Genomic DNA, 15,444 nt, shown 5'->3' with positions numbered 1-15,444 from the left:
TCGTTCGGTAACTATATGATAACAAGTATACTGTTATAAAATTATGATACAATGATATAAATGAAGCTTTTGACTATACTATCTGTTAATAGGGGAATATATGCCACAAATTGACCGCCATAAGAATAGAACTGTATATATTGAATTTGTTGCAGCCGAAAATTTTGACAATCTTCGCTATGGGGAGCGCTTAACTATAATTTTTATTACAAGTGGAAGTATAAATGTGCAATTAAATGGCCGTCCTATAAAAATTGTTGCACCCAGTATTCTTTGTTTGTCTATGGATGATACGATACAAGTCTTAGAAAAGTATAACGTGTCTTCGCAATCTTTTTGCTTTCATCCGGATTTTTTAAATACTGCTCATTTTTCTGAATCGCAGGGATACATGTCAACCAAACTAAAAATACAAACAGGTCTTTCACTTTTTAGGAGAGATGATGTACACACTGGAGTACATATAGTAACTGAGAAAGCTTATACACAACTATTTGAGTGGTTCTTTGTCATGGGGACGGAAGTATATGCACAAAGTGATTCGCTATGGGTATGTAGAATAAAAAAGTATCTTATACAAATATTGGGGTTACTTGAGGAGTTGAACCGCCATAGTGAACAATCACCCGTTGATTTAGCTTTAGACTATATATACACAAATTATTCCGATAAAATCAGTTTGGAAGATTTGACTAAATGTTCACGCGTGAACCGAGTATCGCTAAATAGAATGTTCCAGGATTTATGCGGATACACGGCTATGGGATACTTATTGTCATATCGTTTAAAAGTTGCAGAGGATCTTCTAACTCATACAGGTATGAGCTTGAATGAAATTGCACGTACTACTGGATTTGAGTATGATACGTACTTTATAAAACAATTTACTGCTAAAAGAGGAATGACTCCAACGGAATTTCGGAATACCTCACGTGAGTTCGCTGCTTCTATATAAGGCTTTTGACAACACAAAGAATGTGAGGAGATTATCAAATGAAAGAATATTTAATTAATAAAACAGGTTATGTAATGCGTTATGGTGTGCACCCCGTCAATAGGACAATGAAAAAATAACATGAAGTTTGCTGAATTGCTACCCGTCTAAAAAGTGGGTAGCAATTTTTTATGCGGACTTTAAGAACTGCTTATGGAACTCCATTGGCGTCATTATATATAAGCGGCGCTGTAAACGCCGATAATTATAATAGAAAATGTATTCAGAAATGGCTTGAACAAGGTGCTCCCGGCTGGTGAATTTGTACCCGGAATACCTCTCGCGCTTCAGAATACCCCAGAAACCTTCCATCGGTTCGTTATCAATACAGCGAGCCACTCTGGACATGCTTTGCTTCATTCCTGCGGCCTGCAGTTTCGAGTGAAAAATGCGGCTTGTATACTGATACCCCCTGTCCGAATGAAACAGGGGATGTGCTTCAGGATGGGTGGCCACAGCATCATCAAATGTATCAAAAACGAGTCTGTTGTCATTGCGATCACCTATGGCATAGGCGACAATGCGCCGATCATACAGGTCCAGGATGGCGCTCAAATAGAGCTTGTGGACTTCCGGCCCAACATAGTATTTGAACTCTGTCACGTCCGTCAACCATTTCGAGTTCGGCGCGTCTGCGTGGAACTGACGTTTCAGATAGTTCTTGGCTATGTATTCTGGCGATGCTGCGTTCTTGGTGCATCCGTGCCTTTTGTATTTAATGGTTGATTGAATATTAAGGGCTCGGTTGATCCGAAGGACACGTTTATCATTCACATGAATGTCGCGTCTCCTGTCCAACTCATCCCGTATTCTGCGGTATCCCATATCAGGATGTTCTTTGTAGATCTTCTCAACAACGCCTGCAATTCGTTCGTTCTCCATCTCACGCTTGCTCTTAGGATGCGTCAGCCATCGATAATAAGCTGACCGGGTAATGTGTAAAAGGGCACAGAGCTTCCATACAGGAAATGACCGATTCTCTGATAATAGTCTCACGGCTTCATAGGCCGACTGATACCTTACGAAGCTCAGCGTCGCCTCCTCTCCAATTCCTTCACTTTTTTTAGCAGGGCATTCTCCATTTCTAGATCATAGTTTTCCCGTTCAAGCTGAGCTATCCGGTCTTTCAGTTCTTCCTCAGGTGTTCGGCTCGGCAATGTTCCGGCGCGCTGTCCTCGCCGATCTTCCAACCCCGATTCTCCCATCTCAAGGTATTTCTTCGTCCACGTATAGACCTGCTGGTATGAAACCTGGTATTTGAGCGCCGTCCTATTATAATCGTTTCCAGTAGATAGGCACTCCTTTACAATTTTTATTCTCTCTTGTTCAGTCGTATTTCGGCCTTTCGTCATGCGACTTCCTCCTGTCTGTGTTCGGAAATCCTTATGACAATTATACGCCTTCAGCCAATGATCAAGTTGCCTTTTATCCCTGACCCCATATCTCTCACAGATCTCCCATTTCGATCCTTTTCCTGCCAGATAATCCAGAACATTCGAGGGCTTGGTCTCTTTTGCATATCTTTTGTAGTGTTCCTTGGGTAGAAGCCCTGAGGGACCGTCTGTTTTGTATCTGATGAGCCACTTCCTGAATGCCTCGTCAGATACGCCTGCCTCCTTATATGCTGACGTAAATCCTATTTTCCCCGAGAGATACAATTCTACGATTCGTATCATTTCTTCTACTGGTATTTTTCTCTGCTGTGACATAATTACCCCCAGACTGAACAGTTTTTTATTTCACTGTCCTGTCTGGGGGTGTCTGGGGGTAGCATACCACTTCTTTGAAAGTTTATTAATATCTTTAATATCTTTAATATCTTCTAAAGTTAAAGGCGCAAATGTGTGAATCCATAATGGCAGGTTATTAAATGCTGTTGCTGCTGAAAAAATTGGGTCTAACTGGTGCACTTGTCCAGGGGCTATATCCGTTTCGGCTATTGCCGGTTTTATCTCCTTTTTGCAATGTATTTAACAGTGATGAAATCTGATGGGTGCTGTATATGTCCTTTTGAATCAGATTTCCTCTTATGAGAGAACAGTTCCTATTTACATATGTATAATTTACCATTACCCCTCATGGCCGAAACAAACTATTTTTAATGAAATTCTAATGATATCGCCTAATCCAAAAACATATATCCTCTATTGAGATGTCATATCGAATAAAAAATGGAAAGGAGTCTTTTTAATGTTTAGTTTAGGAGAAGCCGATCTGGCACATTTTTTATTAGGATTAGGTTTACTACTCTGCTTTGCCAATTTGTTGGGGTACTTTGCGGAACGATTAGCGATTCCTAGAGTCATTGGTGAGGTGTGCGGAGGATTATTTTTAGGCCCCACTTTTTTGGGATCCTTTTATCCGCATGCCTTTCATTGGTTGTATCTTGGCTTCCAAGGGGAAGACAAATTGTTTGGGCTCATTTATCAACTTGGATTAATTCTGCTCATGTTTACATCAGGCCTGAAGTTCCAAGCAAAATTTAAAAAGGATGATGGAAAGATCGGGATTGCGATCATCATTGGGTCAACGATAATACCCTTTATCATGGGGTGGTTGTCAACTTATGTTTTTGATCCAACTCAATTTCTAGGGTCAGAAAATAATATAATCGCTTTAAAGATCGTTATTGCGATCTCTATTGCAGTAACATCAATCCCGGTAATTTCTAAAATCCTTTCTGATCTTGGCATTATGCATTCAAGGTTTGCACGAGTTGTGGTGGGCATTGCAGGTGTTCACGATATTATTTTGTGGGTTGCCTTGTCAATTGCTTCCGGAATCGTCAGTGCTCATCAAGGTGTGAATACTGGAGTTGTTCTCAAAAGCCTTACGGTGACATTTTCCTTTTTACTGGGCTGCCTTTTTGGGGTTCCTTGGATACTTAAGCGAATTAACTCCAAACGAGTTAATTTTCTATTCCGGGCGTCGTTTGTCGGATATTTTTTATTTATTATGGTGATGCTATCGGATATTGCAAGTTACCTTAGAATTGATGTTATGTTCGGCGCATTGCTAGCAGGCATTGCGACCAAATTAACTTTACCAGAGCATTTGTTTAAACGAATGGAAGCTAGTGTTAATGAAATCTCCTTTGCTTTCTTTATTCCGCTCTATTTCAGTATTGTAGGGTTGGAACTCAATTTAGCCAAAAACTTTAATGTGGTTTTTTTTGTTCTCTACTTGCTCTTTGCGACGCTAGTCCAAAGTCTTGTTGTATATTTTACTTGTCGTTTCATTAAAATAGATAAATTAACAAGTGCTAATTTTGCAGCTGCGATGAATGCACGCGGGGGGCCTGGTATCGTATTATCAACAGTCGCTTTCTCGCTAGGGATCATTAACCAGAACTTTTTTGCTATTCTTGTCATGCTGGCGCTGATTACATCTTGGATGGCAGGATCATGGCTTCGCTTTATCTTGAAAAAAGGCAAACGGCTTATGCCTGGGGATGAAGACCTTACTATTATCAAACCTCAAGAAGAAGTTGTGCTTTTTCCTCATAAAGCTTGTTGAATTTTCCTATCCGCATTTTACTTTTAAGTATTCAATATTAAACCTCTATGTCATCGTAAATAAATATCAGTATTTAATTGTAACAATTTAAAAACAGAAGGGTGGAGGCCGATTTTAGGAGGGACTTCGGATGATTTCAGTGGATCTTCCGGGCATTGGAAAACTCTATATTAAAAAAGTAGTTTTTTGGGACAACAATGAAACTACTTTATGTGATGGTAGTTTATTAGGAAAAACCATATCAAGCGCCTTATTTAAAATAATTAATATTATAAAATACGAACACGAAGAATCGGTTAAAGTCGGAAAGCAAATACTTACCGGACAACTGCAAAAAGGGAAATCCATGATAGCGTTAGATAATCCTAAGGGACACAATAAATATGAAATTGTAGTTAGTGGAGGAAGAGCTGTATTGTGTCATCGATCATATAACCCTGATGGCCATACTTGGTCAACTCCACCGGGAAATAATCAGGCTCAGTATTTTAAACTCTCAGATTCAAAGACTTATAATTTAGATGTGGATATTCGTGAAAACTATGGTAAATTAGATAAAGTATTTTTAATTAATCCTAGTCTTAGAAAGTCGATTGATGTGGAGTATAATACTATCACTTGGGTGTGAGATATTTTTAATCTAAATTTAATCTAATTTCATACGAACTCGCTGAGATTCGCAATGATTATTTACGATATTAAAAGAGAAAGGAGGTTTTCGTTATGAATGTATCAGCAGTAATTCAAACTAGTCAGATTGCAAAAAGTAACCAAGTCAGCCAGGCGGCAAGGACTGGGCAAATAAGTCAAACTGCAAAAAGCAGCCAAACAAGTCAGGCTGCGATCGTTTCATTAAGTTCTCAGAGCACATCAACTCCGTCAACAGTGGTAACCACAACTGATCCGACTTTGTTATCAGTGCAAGCAAATCAGGACTTAAGCCAAATTACGCAATTGCAACGTCAGCATGGGAGCGCACAGTTGATTGCCAGATATCAACAAGCTTTGCAGGCTGTAAAGTCTCAAATGCATCGTGTGCAAGAACTTGCTGATGATAAACAGGCTAGTGCTAAGCAAGCAAGTGCTCAAACAAAGGCCTTTGCCCGTGGAATAGATGCTAAAGCTTAATGCAGAAAGCAGCTAAATATGGTCAAACGTTAAACTGGTAAACTACTATCATTTTTTTAGTAATGCTATCTCTCAGTACCAAACTATCTATCCTACGATCTGGTTAATTACCGGGCGTAGGATATTTTTTGATAGGTGTATCATTTTGGCCCTGTTAATGGGATTTGTCAATCAATCCTCCTCAATTTTGCGGGTGAGTATTAAGTCGAATTTGCGGGCTATTATTTTTGCAAAAGGTCAAGATAGACTTTTTGTTTAAGAAACAGTCACAGGTGGAGAATGATCGGATCTATGGCGACGGGTGGTTGAATAATTTGAACTTTTCATGATTATTCACATAGTATTAATATAAAAATATTATGAGAAAGGTGTTTTGAAAATGGCCGACTTGCCAACCTTAAGACTGGGTTCTCAAGGCCCGTATGTTAAAAGCTCGAGATGTTAGCTATTTATTTAACCTTGCGATTTCTACAATGGATGGAAATTTAGCATTAATTGCCGTATAAATTTTAGGATCTTCACCCCCCAAACTCCAAATTGAAATCCCGTTTAGGTTATACTTGTTTACTAGGTCGAGAAGAGGTTGAATGGATGTTTCGTTTTCAAACCATACAGTATGGTTGCCTTTTTTATCTGAGTAGGTATAATGTGGACCGCTATTTGTATCATCGGTAACTTTGCTGTTATAACGAGCGGCTGTATTTATAGCATGCAAATAATCTATTCCTATACCTTTAGAGCCCGACCAATTATAGCCGTAATCTGGAATGCCTAATTCGATTTTATTAGGATTAATAACCGATGTAGCATAGGAAATTATGTTATTGACCCAATCCACAGGAGCAATGGGGCCGGGGCTGGACGTTGACCAAGAATAATCATAGGCCATAATACGGACTTTGTCGGCTGCTTCACCAATTGCTTTGTAATCCTGTCCAGGGTGTTCACTTGCTGTAGTCTTCGAAGTTAGGGTTACATAAAGAAGCTTATTTTTTTATGAAGTGCATTTGCTAATTTTTGGACAAACAAAGTAAAGGCCTCTTTATCGGATGGTAAAACATTTTCGTAATCAAGGTCTATTCCTGAGTAGTCCAGAGATGTTGCTTTGTCGACAATATTTTGGATGTGATTTTGCATCAATAAAGGATCATTAACAATGGTGGATATTAAACTTGAGCTGAATTCGTTACTGATTAAGGGTGTGAGAGTTAATTTTTTATTCTGAGCGTAATTGATTATTTGAGGATCTTCTGAGTTATTAAGTGGTTTAATATTGCCACTCTTTGTCGCGTCATACCAGAAGGGTGAGATCTCATTAAATACTTTCGGATTATTCTTAACGGAGGTAATAGCTATCGCTTGATTCCAGTAAGGTATCCAACCGTTAATCGAAAGAATTCTCTTAGGAGAGGTATTCTTAGAATTAGCAATAAGAAAAATCGTTGCCATTAGAATACAAAGGACTGCGACTGCGGATAAAAACAGTAAACGTTTATTTGTTTTATACATAGGAATACGCCTTTCTACTAATAAGCTGCATTTATTGGCGGATTAATTAGTGAATTACTATTAAAATTGACTAATACAGGAAATTGCGATTCGAACCAGATAACATTTCATTTTGGTATTAAGGAAATTGTAGCATTATAATTTGAAAAAGGATTTAAAAAAAGATTAAAATTGTATGAAAATAGCTATTTGAGTCGAACTCTTTACATTCATTGTCATCGGTACTAGTGGTTTAAGTGAATATGGAACACGAGGATTAATTAGTAACATTCGACTGAAGGTGGTGGATTATTTACAATAAACTGAATTACAAAGTAAAAGACCTGTGTAAAAACTTGACGCTTAAAACCCAAAGTGGGTACAAATAGCCAAAGGGGTTCTCACTCCACTATTCCAGTGAAATGAGAACCCCTTTCTTTAATCAGTAGGCAAGCAAAAGCGGGAATGCAATGGGGGTGCCAGCCAACAAGTTTCGCACAGTCCACTTTTAAATGTCCACTCAAGGTTACAGAACTTTTCGGGCGCCTTTGTACGCATATAATAACTGCCATAGATTTGATGTTTATTTTCATCTGTTTTTATAACTGATATAAAAGTTGATTGTTAGAACGAGGCTTAAGCAACACAAATGCTGAAGCCTCGTTTTTCCTTCTGACTTCATAAGGATCAGAATAGTTACGAATAAGGAAATAATATTTTCATGGTTTTTTAATCTTGCTAAGGTAAACTATTTTTTATTAGTAAGCTTTTTCGGCATATTACTCATGTTCGTGATTATCGTCCGAAAAACTATCTTAATAACAGAGAAGATTTTTAAAATAGACACCGTGGCTGATCTGTAATTTGATCAGGCGAGAATGTGCATAAGAAAGGAGTTACCCATGTCTTCGGCATTGTTAATTCATATCGTTACGCAATATGGTTATTTAGGATTGTTTATAATTCTGCTGGTATCAATCTTAGGCCTGCCGCTTCCAGACGAATTCCTTCTGACATTTATTGGTTTTATGAGTTTTTCAGGTCAGCTCAATCCAATATTAGCAATTATTTCATCAGCTATCGGAAGTATAACAGGGATTACTATTGCTTATTTTCTGGGACGATTTTTCGAAGCAAAAGTATTGGCATATCTAAGAAAACATGCGGGAAGTCAGCGCCTGGAAAAGGTGCTCAATTGGTACCATCAACATGGTGGTAAACTTCTGACGGCAGGATATTTTATTCCGGGAGTACGTCATCTGTCTGGCTATATTGCCGGTTTAAGCCGCTTAAGTTATCGGGATTTTGCTCTATATTCCTATCTTGGGGCCTTTGCCTGGACAAGCGTATTTATCCTTCTAGGCAGGACTCTGGGCAGTCAATGGAATACTATTCTTCCGATTATCCATCGCTATTCAATCCTACTTGGAGTAATTGCAGCTGTTCTCTTTATAATCTTTTATCTGTTGTATAAGAATCATGAACGATGGGGAGCTTGGCTGTCAGGGGAGTTTTTGCGTCTAACCAGTCATTATCGTTCGTTAGGCAAGCTGCGATTATTAACTATAATAGGTTTTGTAACGTTTCTGGGACTTTTTGTTTTTTTAATGAGTCTAATTCAAGATTTTGTGACGAACGATGTCGCTGAATTTGATGAAATGGTCGCTTCCGGCCTGGAACTAGCTTCTCCCCGCTGGATGATCCACTTAATGCAGCAAATTAATGCCTTGAGTACTCATATTGTGATATTAATTGTCTTTTTGGTTGTGTTATTTGGTTTTTGGCATAAAACTAAGCAATGGATTCATGTTCTTCCGCTTAGTCTTGCCTGGGGCGGAGGAACTTTGGTTGATTATTTATTTCGATTCATTTTCCGGGGTGAGAATGTGAGCATCTTTGAAAACATCATACCCTTTCAAGCCCCAAACACTGGTTTTTTACTGGGCGGCTTATCATTTTATGCAGTTCTTTGTTATATTTTAGCACGAGAAAAATCCTGGTCCTATCGGCTTTGGATTCTGACCGCAGGGTTTCTGCTATTATTTTTCTTAGGACTGAGCCCTGTTTATCTGCGGATTCATACACCAAGCGCCATGGTCACAGCTTTAACAGTCAGCGGCTTGTGGACGTATATTTGTGTCTTCCTTTATGAGTTCCTGCTATATAGGAATATGCCGGGCAATAAAAACACAGAAAATTAAATTGAATCTTCTTTTTTACTGAAGAGATTCGATGGAGGAGGTATTTCCTATGAAGAAGCAATATTTGATCCTCATTGGGGGAAGTATGATTATTGCTATAATTCTGCTTTTACCACCTAAAGAGAATCACAGCGTTATACCCGTATCGACTCCAGGTAATACTCAAGCTCCGAAAGTAATAAACAAGATTCAGGTTAACAAATCACTAAAAATAAACGCCGCTGAAGACTATTTAAATATACAACTGTATGACTATCTTTCTAAAGCAACCAATCGGCAGAAAGTAATGCAAAGGGCATTGCAGCTGAACAATGGACAATATAGGAATGCATGCGTTTACTTTGTTGCCGAAGCGCTGAGGCAAAACGGAGTTAAATTACCCGCTACTACATGTAATACCAGAGGACTCATAAATCAACTGGAGCATAGAGGTTGGACACGCAGCTCCAATTACAAAAATCTGCAGCCAGGCGACATCTGTTTTACGATGGATCAGAACAATCGCAGCCTGGGTGACCCTGCTCATTCTTACATCTTTATGGGCTGGGTTTTGCCGAACAATTATGATTATGCTTATGTTTGTGACAATCAGGCGGATAGATATGGAAAAATATATCACGAAAGAAATGTAGCTAAACTAGACATCTATAACGGTGAGGAAAAGGAACCCTTTCGCTTCTTTATGAGAAAGAAGGGCATTTGAGTAATGATAACCATTTTTTAAGCTTCTTTTAATAAACATATGGTAATCTTGAGGATGAGAAGATTCTCTACGAAAAGAATAATCCCTGAAATCATTAATATTGGAGTATTATCATGAATAAAGTTTGGTCCAAAAATATTTTTGGAATTGAAACATTAACAAAAATTCGCGATTTTCGCTTTAACGTCAGATTTTCAAAATTATATTTACAAGCCTTGCCTATACGATGTGGCATGAAGTTACTTGACTTGGGATGCGGTCCAGGTTCATTTACAAGATGTGTCTGCGACTGGTTTGGCGGGGATTTACAGGTTGAAGGAATTGATTCAGACAGTGGCTATATTGATTTTTGCATTGAAACAGCCGCCAAGAATCATTACAATATCGCTTACAATGTATGTGATGCTTGTAATACGCCATTTCCTAACGAGAGTTTTGATATTACAACTTCGTACACAGTGGCACAACATGTAGAAAATACATCTTTCTTTCATGAACAATATAGAACCTTGAAAAATGACGGATATATTATCGTTATGGATGTTGGAGAATATATAGAAAATATTGAGAGTCAATTAGAAGTGATTCCAATGACTCAGGAGGAACTTTACATTCAGCTGGCACTTCAAATTATTGACGAGAATAATAGTATAAAGGCCGAACGATTTAACAAACATAAACATTCTGATGATGAGACGAAGGAACTCTTGAAAGATATTGGTTTTACTGACATTCAACATAAAAAGATTAAAATAAGTGGTAGTCCGGATAATCCACAATCCGATGATTTTTCGAGACTAATTATTGACAACTTTTATTGTAGTTATATTGATTTAGCAATTTCGGTACTGAATAATGATAACAGTGAAACTATAAAGCAACTAGCGAATCGATATATTGATTTAGTAAACGAGCGGAAAGCAAAACGCATTGAAATGTATGAAAACAATAAAAAAGTATGGGACAGTATCGAAACAGAAGTAAATATCATTGTTGCGAAAAAATAGTAGTTTTTTTCTGATATTACGCCCCCCTTTCCTGACATCAACGGCACTGAACAGGCAAGAATTTGGACTACTTCCCTCATGATGCTTCTATGTGTAATTATGGTTTTTTTCACTATTGGGTGGTAGAATCGGAATCATGACTATAATGCTTGTTTCGGCTACCAATAAACAGGGAGATCGGTATTGTACTTGGTTCTGCGGGGTCCAGTCTAATAGGGTCAGTATTAAAAATGAGCACTAGTATATCAATAATGTCTGCTCGAGGAGAAATAGCATTAAGATGGATTTATATAGATTTATTGGGAAGTTTCTTCTCTTATTTATTGCAGGTTATATAATAATACCTGATATAGTATTACGTTGTATAGGAATCGGAAGTTGGAAAAGGCAAAATGCATTAGGTGTTGCCCTAACGTTTGATGACGGTCCTCACCCGGAATATACCCCTAAAGTTCTAGATATACTTGAGAGGTATAAGGTGCCCGCAACTTTTTTTGTTGTCGGAGAGAATGCTCAGGCTTATCCTGAGATAATTAAGGAGATTCAAGAACATGGACATCAGCTTGGGATGCACTGTCAGCAACATCTTTGTTCATGGTTCCTTAATCCATGGACTACATGGAAAAAGTGGGATGAAGGAGTTGCTACATTGGAACAATTAACAGGGCAAAAGGTAAAATGGATACGTCCTCCTTGGGGAGTCTTTAATTTAGCTCTCTGGTTATGGTTAAAATATCGCAAAAAGAAAGTGGCTCTTTGGAATGTCATGGGTTATGACTGGCTAGCTCACCGAAGTCCAGAACAAATTGCCCAACGCATTTTAAACAAAACATCTGTAGGATCTATAGTATTGTTACACGATGCCGGAGGGCAACCTAGGGCTCCAGAAAATACTATATGTGCCCTGGAAAAAATCTGCCAAAAGGTTGTAATTGAAAAAAAGCTATCTTTTGTAAACCTGGATTAATGTATGGAGGTTAACACTCTAAGGTCTGGCTTTAAAAATCATAGTCAATTCTTACAGAAAGAAATTTCAGGGTGACAGAATTTATACGAAGGGAACGAGTATACTCAATGAATCAATCTTTATCCGTTACCAGAAATAGAGAGGAAAAGCTCTTAATAAAGGTTCCGGAAATCACGATATACTTTTGGATCGTCAAACTGCTGACTACCGCCATGGGCGAATCGACATCTGATTATCTGGTCAATAATATCAATCCATATTTGGCTGTAATCTTGGGGGCAGTAGGATTCGTTATCGCGCTAAACTTACAATTTTCAGTTCGCAAATATGTGGCGTGGATATATTGGCTTCTCGTGGTCATGGTGGCTATCTTTGGAACAATGGTTGCCGATGTCATACATATCGTTTTAGGTGTTCCATATTATGCGTCCACCATTGCCTTTGCCCTTATCTTGACCGTGGTATTTACGACTTGGTACAAGGTGGAAAAGACGTTATCTATCCACAGCATTTATACACGTCGACGTGAGGTGTTTTATTGGGCAGCAGTACTTGCTACGTTTGCCATGGGAACGGCCACGGGGGATATGACCGCAATGACCTTAAACCTAGGCTACTTAGCTTCAGGAATCCTATTCATAGTATTGTTCGTGCTTCCGGCAGTGGGTTGTTTTTTGTTTGGTCTGAACGAAATATTTGCTTTCTGGTTTGCCTATATTATGACCCGTCCCCTTGGTGCTTCCTTTGCAGACTGGTTTGGAAAACCAAAGGGCATTACGGGTCTGGGATATGGTGATGGGATTGTCGTGGCGGTGTTAACGATACTCATAGTCATATTCGTCGGTTATTTATCGGTGACACGCAGAGATGTTCAACGTGAGGCAGGTAGACCGCTAAGGTAGGCAAATTAGTTCGGTCACCCATAGAAAGAAACCCTATACAAATTCTCTTGTTCTTGTTATAATGACTATAGTTAAATATTGGGATGAGTGATTCCTTCCCGAGGGGAAGGAATTGAAAAGGGAAGTCAGTTTAAGCTGACGCGGTGCCCGCCACTGTAAAAGGGAGCCAATTCACAAATGTCACTGGATAGCGATCCGGGAAGACGTGAGTTGATGATGATCTTAAGCCAGGAGACCTGCTTATTCCGAAGTTGGAACTACCTACGGGATGTTAGGGAGGTGTATACCTGTGTTTTTGGTAAGTTTACCTGATACCGGTTGAGCTAAAACCCTTCTGTTGGTAGAAGGGTTTTTTTTATTTGGAAGGGTAATTCGAACAAGCAGGAGTCTATTAAGAATAAGGAAGAGGTCTTTTAAGAGTTAGAGGAGGATTTAATTATGAATTTAAGGGAAAAGAAAATAGTTAGCCTATTTGCGGTCTTTGCAGGGTTATTCGGAATAACTCCGGCAGCTTATGCAATGCATATTATGGAAGGATACCTTCCACCTAAATACTGTATCGCGTGGGGAGTCATCTGTCTGCCATTTCTGGCAGCAGGTTATTTTGCCATCAAGAAACAAGCTGCACAGAATCGCAAATCCATGACCCTGCTTGCAATGGCTGGTGCCTTCGTCTTCGTCTTATCTTCTTTAAAGATTCCATCAGTTACAGGAAGCTGTTCACATATGACAGGTACAGGACTTGCTGCAATTCTATTTGGACCATTTGCAGTAAGCATTTTGGGTATTATCGTACTTATTTTTCAAGCAATTCTACTGGCGCATGGTGGACTTACCACGCTGGGAGCAAACACTTTCTCCATGGCAATTGCTGGTCCAATTTTATCCTATGTTATTTATATGTTTTGTAAAAAACTAAAGGTCAATAATAATGCTGGGATTTTTCTGGCAGCTTCAATTGGAGATTTATTTACGTATTGTATTACCAGTTTTGAGCTAGCACTTGCATATCCGTCATCGAACGGTGGTGTTGCTGCCTCTGCGCTTAAGTTCCTCGGAGTATTTGCACCGACCCAGGTACCGTTGGCAATTATTGAGGGTATTTTGACAGTTATTATTGTGATTGGTCTTGAGACGTATGCAAAATCAGAATTGATAGGTATCGGATATATGGATGGAGGCGTTAAATAATGTCGAAATCGAAAAGAACAGTTATCATTTTATCATTGATTGCACTATTAATCGCAGTTGTTCCGCTGTTTATGTTAAAAGGAGCAGAGTTTGGCGGTTCTGATGACGCAGGAAGCAAAGTAGTTGCAGAAATTACGGGAACCGACTACAAGCCGTGGGTTGAACCAGTTATGAATCGATTAATTGGCGGAGAATTACCGGGCGAAGTAGAAAGTCTATTATTCTGTGTACAGACCGGTATCGGCGTGGGAGTTGTGTTCTTCTTCCTCGGCAGATTTGTTGAAAGAAGTAAATGGGAAAAGGAAACAGGCAAAAAATTGGGTTAGGGGGGGTTTTTCTGAAACATGGGGAAAAACTCGAAATTGATTTTTATTCCTATGCTTCGAAAATCAGAGGATGGAATGCCGCGTTCAAGGTTTCGTTTGCAGTATTATTGATGAGTCTGTGCATTGGACTGAATAATCCCTATGTATCTGGTGCAGTTATCATTGGAATGGCATATTTGATCGTGATGAAGGGAGGTCTTTCATTACACGAATATCTTTCGGTATTGGCGATTCCAATTTCTTTTATTCTCTTAGCGACTATAACAATTGCCGTTGATTTTGCCTGGAAGCCAATTGGACAATATAATTTACATCTTGGCTTTTTCTATGGTTTTACTTCCTTGGAGAAGCTCAAAGAGACAATTTTTATGATCTTAAAAGTGCTTGCCGCAGTTAGTGCATTACAGATGATGACATTATCAACACCGTCTTCAGAAATTATCTCTGTTATGAGGAAAGCACATATTCCGAAACTTATAATTGAACTGATGAACATGATTTATCGTTATATTTTTATTATTTTAGATGTTCACTCCAAAATGAAGAATTCTGCAAACTCACGACAGGGGTTTTGCGATTTCAAGACATCCTTGCATACCTTCGGATGGATTGCCAGCAATATGCTTGTTATTTCTATGAAAAAGGCAAATGTATATTATGATGCGATGGAAGCTAGATGTTATGATGGTGAAATGATATTTTTGGAGGAAGACAAAAAGATTAAGATGATCCATTTAATATCGGCAGCAATGTTTATCGTTATTTTGTTTCTGATCTGGGGATTTACCAAATAGATTCCTTTGCATCTAATGATACCATCAAAGAATGAAAACTGGTGCGCTGCAAACACTCCCTTTTGAGGAAGACCTGGAGTTTCTGGACACTATTTAGACATAAGAGGAGCATTCCTGTAAGTAACAAAAAATGACCTTTGAAAAAAAGACGACCTCACGTTAATCTTTGAAAGGACGGACTGTTGGCCAACAGAATCCAATCAAAAATAACGGAGGTCATCCAGGTG

Annotated in this window: 15 protein-coding genes, 1 pseudogene and 1 riboswitch; of the genes and pseudogenes, 12 read left to right on the top strand and 4 right to left on the bottom strand. The window is 38.7% G+C overall.

Going from position 1 to position 15,444, the window contains the following annotated elements; translation table 11 throughout:
• Positions 1-100: 100 nt before the first annotated feature.
• Complete coding sequence (locus tag B5Y67_RS01600) at positions 101-955, top strand: AraC family transcriptional regulator (protein WP_088224845.1); 855 nt, start codon at positions 101-103, stop codon at positions 953-955.
• A 168-nt stretch (positions 956-1,123) separates the two neighbouring features.
• Here B5Y67_RS01600 and B5Y67_RS25555 read toward each other — a convergent pair whose 3' ends face one another.
• Together B5Y67_RS25555 and B5Y67_RS25550 are read right to left on the bottom strand one after the other, a co-directional pair.
• A complete protein-coding gene (locus tag B5Y67_RS25555; protein ID WP_088224844.1) occupies positions 1,124-1,990 on the bottom strand; it encodes an IS3 family transposase in 867 nt (288 codons plus the stop codon).
• A 32-nt stretch (positions 1,991-2,022) separates the two neighbouring features.
• Complete coding sequence (locus tag B5Y67_RS25550) at positions 2,023-2,703, bottom strand: helix-turn-helix domain-containing protein (protein ID WP_088224843.1); 681 nt, start codon at positions 2,701-2,703, stop codon at positions 2,023-2,025.
• A gap of 481 nt (positions 2,704-3,184) precedes the next feature.
• On the opposite strand from B5Y67_RS25550, the gene B5Y67_RS01585 reads away from it, so the two are divergent.
• The 3 genes from B5Y67_RS01585 to B5Y67_RS01575 all read left to right on the top strand — a co-directional run bounded on the left by B5Y67_RS01585 (position 3,185) and on the right by B5Y67_RS01575 (position 5,638).
• Positions 3,185-4,510: a cation:proton antiporter gene (locus tag B5Y67_RS01585; RefSeq protein ID WP_088224842.1), complete on the top strand. Its 1,326-nt coding sequence runs from the start codon at positions 3,185-3,187 to the stop codon at positions 4,508-4,510.
• 130 nt (positions 4,511-4,640) lie between these two features.
• Positions 4,641-5,138 carry a hypothetical protein gene (locus B5Y67_RS01580; RefSeq protein WP_088224841.1) on the top strand — a complete coding sequence of 166 codons (498 nt, stop codon included), beginning with the start codon at positions 4,641-4,643 and terminating at the stop codon, positions 5,136-5,138.
• Positions 5,139-5,233: 95 nt separating this feature from the next.
• Positions 5,234-5,638, top strand: a complete 405-nt coding sequence (locus B5Y67_RS01575; RefSeq protein WP_088224840.1) for a hypothetical protein — start codon at positions 5,234-5,236, stop codon at positions 5,636-5,638.
• Positions 5,639-6,083: 445 nt separating this feature from the next.
• Here B5Y67_RS01575 and B5Y67_RS01570 read toward each other — a convergent pair.
• Positions 6,084-6,596 (bottom strand): annotated as a pseudogene (locus tag B5Y67_RS01570) (glycosyl hydrolase family 18 protein); the annotation flags it as partial.
• A gap of 14 nt (positions 6,597-6,610) precedes the next feature.
• The gene (locus tag B5Y67_RS01565) at positions 6,611-7,147 is read right to left on the bottom strand and encodes a glycosyl hydrolase family 18 protein (protein ID WP_088224838.1); all 537 of its coding nucleotides are present in this window, start codon (positions 7,145-7,147) and stop codon (positions 6,611-6,613) included.
• A gap of 881 nt (positions 7,148-8,028) precedes the next feature.
• Here B5Y67_RS01565 and B5Y67_RS01560 point away from each other — a divergent pair.
• From B5Y67_RS01560 to cbiQ, 8 genes are all read left to right on the top strand, one after another.
• Entirely contained in the window at positions 8,029-9,327 is a 1,299-nt protein-coding gene (locus B5Y67_RS01560; protein WP_088224837.1) for a VTT domain-containing protein, read from the top strand.
• 49 nt (positions 9,328-9,376) lie between these two features.
• A complete protein-coding gene (locus tag B5Y67_RS01555; RefSeq protein WP_088224836.1) occupies positions 9,377-10,030 on the top strand; it encodes a hypothetical protein in 654 nt (217 codons plus the stop codon).
• Positions 10,031-10,143: 113 nt separating this feature from the next.
• Entirely contained in the window at positions 10,144-11,037 is an 894-nt protein-coding gene (locus B5Y67_RS01550) for a class I SAM-dependent methyltransferase (protein WP_088224835.1), read from the top strand.
• 280 nt (positions 11,038-11,317) lie between these two features.
• Positions 11,318-12,004, top strand: a complete 687-nt coding sequence (locus B5Y67_RS01545; protein WP_088224834.1) for a polysaccharide deacetylase family protein — start codon at positions 11,318-11,320, stop codon at positions 12,002-12,004.
• Between the two features lie 107 nt (positions 12,005-12,111).
• Positions 12,112-12,906: a hypothetical protein gene (locus tag B5Y67_RS01540; protein ID WP_088224833.1), complete on the top strand. Its 795-nt coding sequence runs from the start codon at positions 12,112-12,114 to the stop codon at positions 12,904-12,906.
• Positions 12,907-12,974: 68 nt separating this feature from the next.
• Positions 12,975-13,165: riboswitch (cobalamin riboswitch) on the top strand.
• 179 nt (positions 13,166-13,344) lie between these two features.
• Entirely contained in the window at positions 13,345-14,097 is a 753-nt protein-coding gene (locus B5Y67_RS01535) for an energy-coupling factor ABC transporter permease (protein ID WP_088224832.1), read from the top strand.
• Positions 14,097-14,423: a cobalt transport protein CbiN gene (locus tag B5Y67_RS01530; protein ID WP_088224831.1), complete on the top strand. Its 327-nt coding sequence runs from the start codon at positions 14,097-14,099 to the stop codon at positions 14,421-14,423. Before B5Y67_RS01535 ends, B5Y67_RS01530 begins: the two co-directional genes overlap by 1 nt.
• Positions 14,390-15,217: a cobalt ECF transporter T component CbiQ gene (gene cbiQ, locus B5Y67_RS01525; protein ID WP_088224830.1), complete on the top strand. Its 828-nt coding sequence runs from the start codon at positions 14,390-14,392 to the stop codon at positions 15,215-15,217. Before B5Y67_RS01530 ends, cbiQ begins: the two co-directional genes overlap by 34 nt.
• Positions 15,218-15,444: the final 227 nt, after the last annotated feature.

Source organism: Desulfosporosinus sp. FKB, assembly GCF_002196705.1.
Lineage (GTDB): Bacteria > Bacillota > Desulfitobacteriia > Desulfitobacteriales > Desulfitobacteriaceae > Desulfosporosinus.
This window is presented reverse-complemented; position numbering and strand designations above follow the sequence as displayed.

What these genes read in the sequence shown, in the direction of transcription:
- B5Y67_RS01600 (WP_088224845.1), top strand. Translation starts at nt 101, where the DNA reads ATGCCACAAATTGACCGCCATAAGAATAGAACTGTATATATTGAATTT.
- B5Y67_RS25550 (WP_088224843.1), bottom strand. Translation starts at nt 2,703, where the DNA reads ATGTCACAGCAGAGAAAAATACCAGTAGAAGAAATGATACGAATCGTA.
- B5Y67_RS01585 (WP_088224842.1), top strand. Translation starts at nt 3,185, where the DNA reads ATGTTTAGTTTAGGAGAAGCCGATCTGGCACATTTTTTATTAGGATTA.
- B5Y67_RS01580 (WP_088224841.1), top strand. Translation starts at nt 4,641, where the DNA reads ATGATTTCAGTGGATCTTCCGGGCATTGGAAAACTCTATATTAAAAAA.
- B5Y67_RS01575 (WP_088224840.1), top strand. Translation starts at nt 5,234, where the DNA reads ATGAATGTATCAGCAGTAATTCAAACTAGTCAGATTGCAAAAAGTAAC.
- B5Y67_RS01565 (WP_088224838.1), bottom strand. Translation starts at nt 7,147, where the DNA reads ATGTATAAAACAAATAAACGTTTACTGTTTTTATCCGCAGTCGCAGTC.
- B5Y67_RS01560 (WP_088224837.1), top strand. Translation starts at nt 8,029, where the DNA reads ATGTCTTCGGCATTGTTAATTCATATCGTTACGCAATATGGTTATTTA.
- B5Y67_RS01555 (WP_088224836.1), top strand. Translation starts at nt 9,377, where the DNA reads ATGAAGAAGCAATATTTGATCCTCATTGGGGGAAGTATGATTATTGCT.
- B5Y67_RS01550 (WP_088224835.1), top strand. Translation starts at nt 10,144, where the DNA reads ATGAATAAAGTTTGGTCCAAAAATATTTTTGGAATTGAAACATTAACA.
- B5Y67_RS01545 (WP_088224834.1), top strand. Translation starts at nt 11,318, where the DNA reads ATGGATTTATATAGATTTATTGGGAAGTTTCTTCTCTTATTTATTGCA.
- B5Y67_RS01540 (WP_088224833.1), top strand. Translation starts at nt 12,112, where the DNA reads ATGAATCAATCTTTATCCGTTACCAGAAATAGAGAGGAAAAGCTCTTA.
- B5Y67_RS01535 (WP_088224832.1), top strand. Translation starts at nt 13,345, where the DNA reads ATGAATTTAAGGGAAAAGAAAATAGTTAGCCTATTTGCGGTCTTTGCA.
- B5Y67_RS01530 (WP_088224831.1), top strand. Translation starts at nt 14,097, where the DNA reads ATGTCGAAATCGAAAAGAACAGTTATCATTTTATCATTGATTGCACTA.
- cbiQ (WP_088224830.1), top strand. Translation starts at nt 14,390, where the DNA reads ATGGGAAAAGGAAACAGGCAAAAAATTGGGTTAGGGGGGGTTTTTCTG.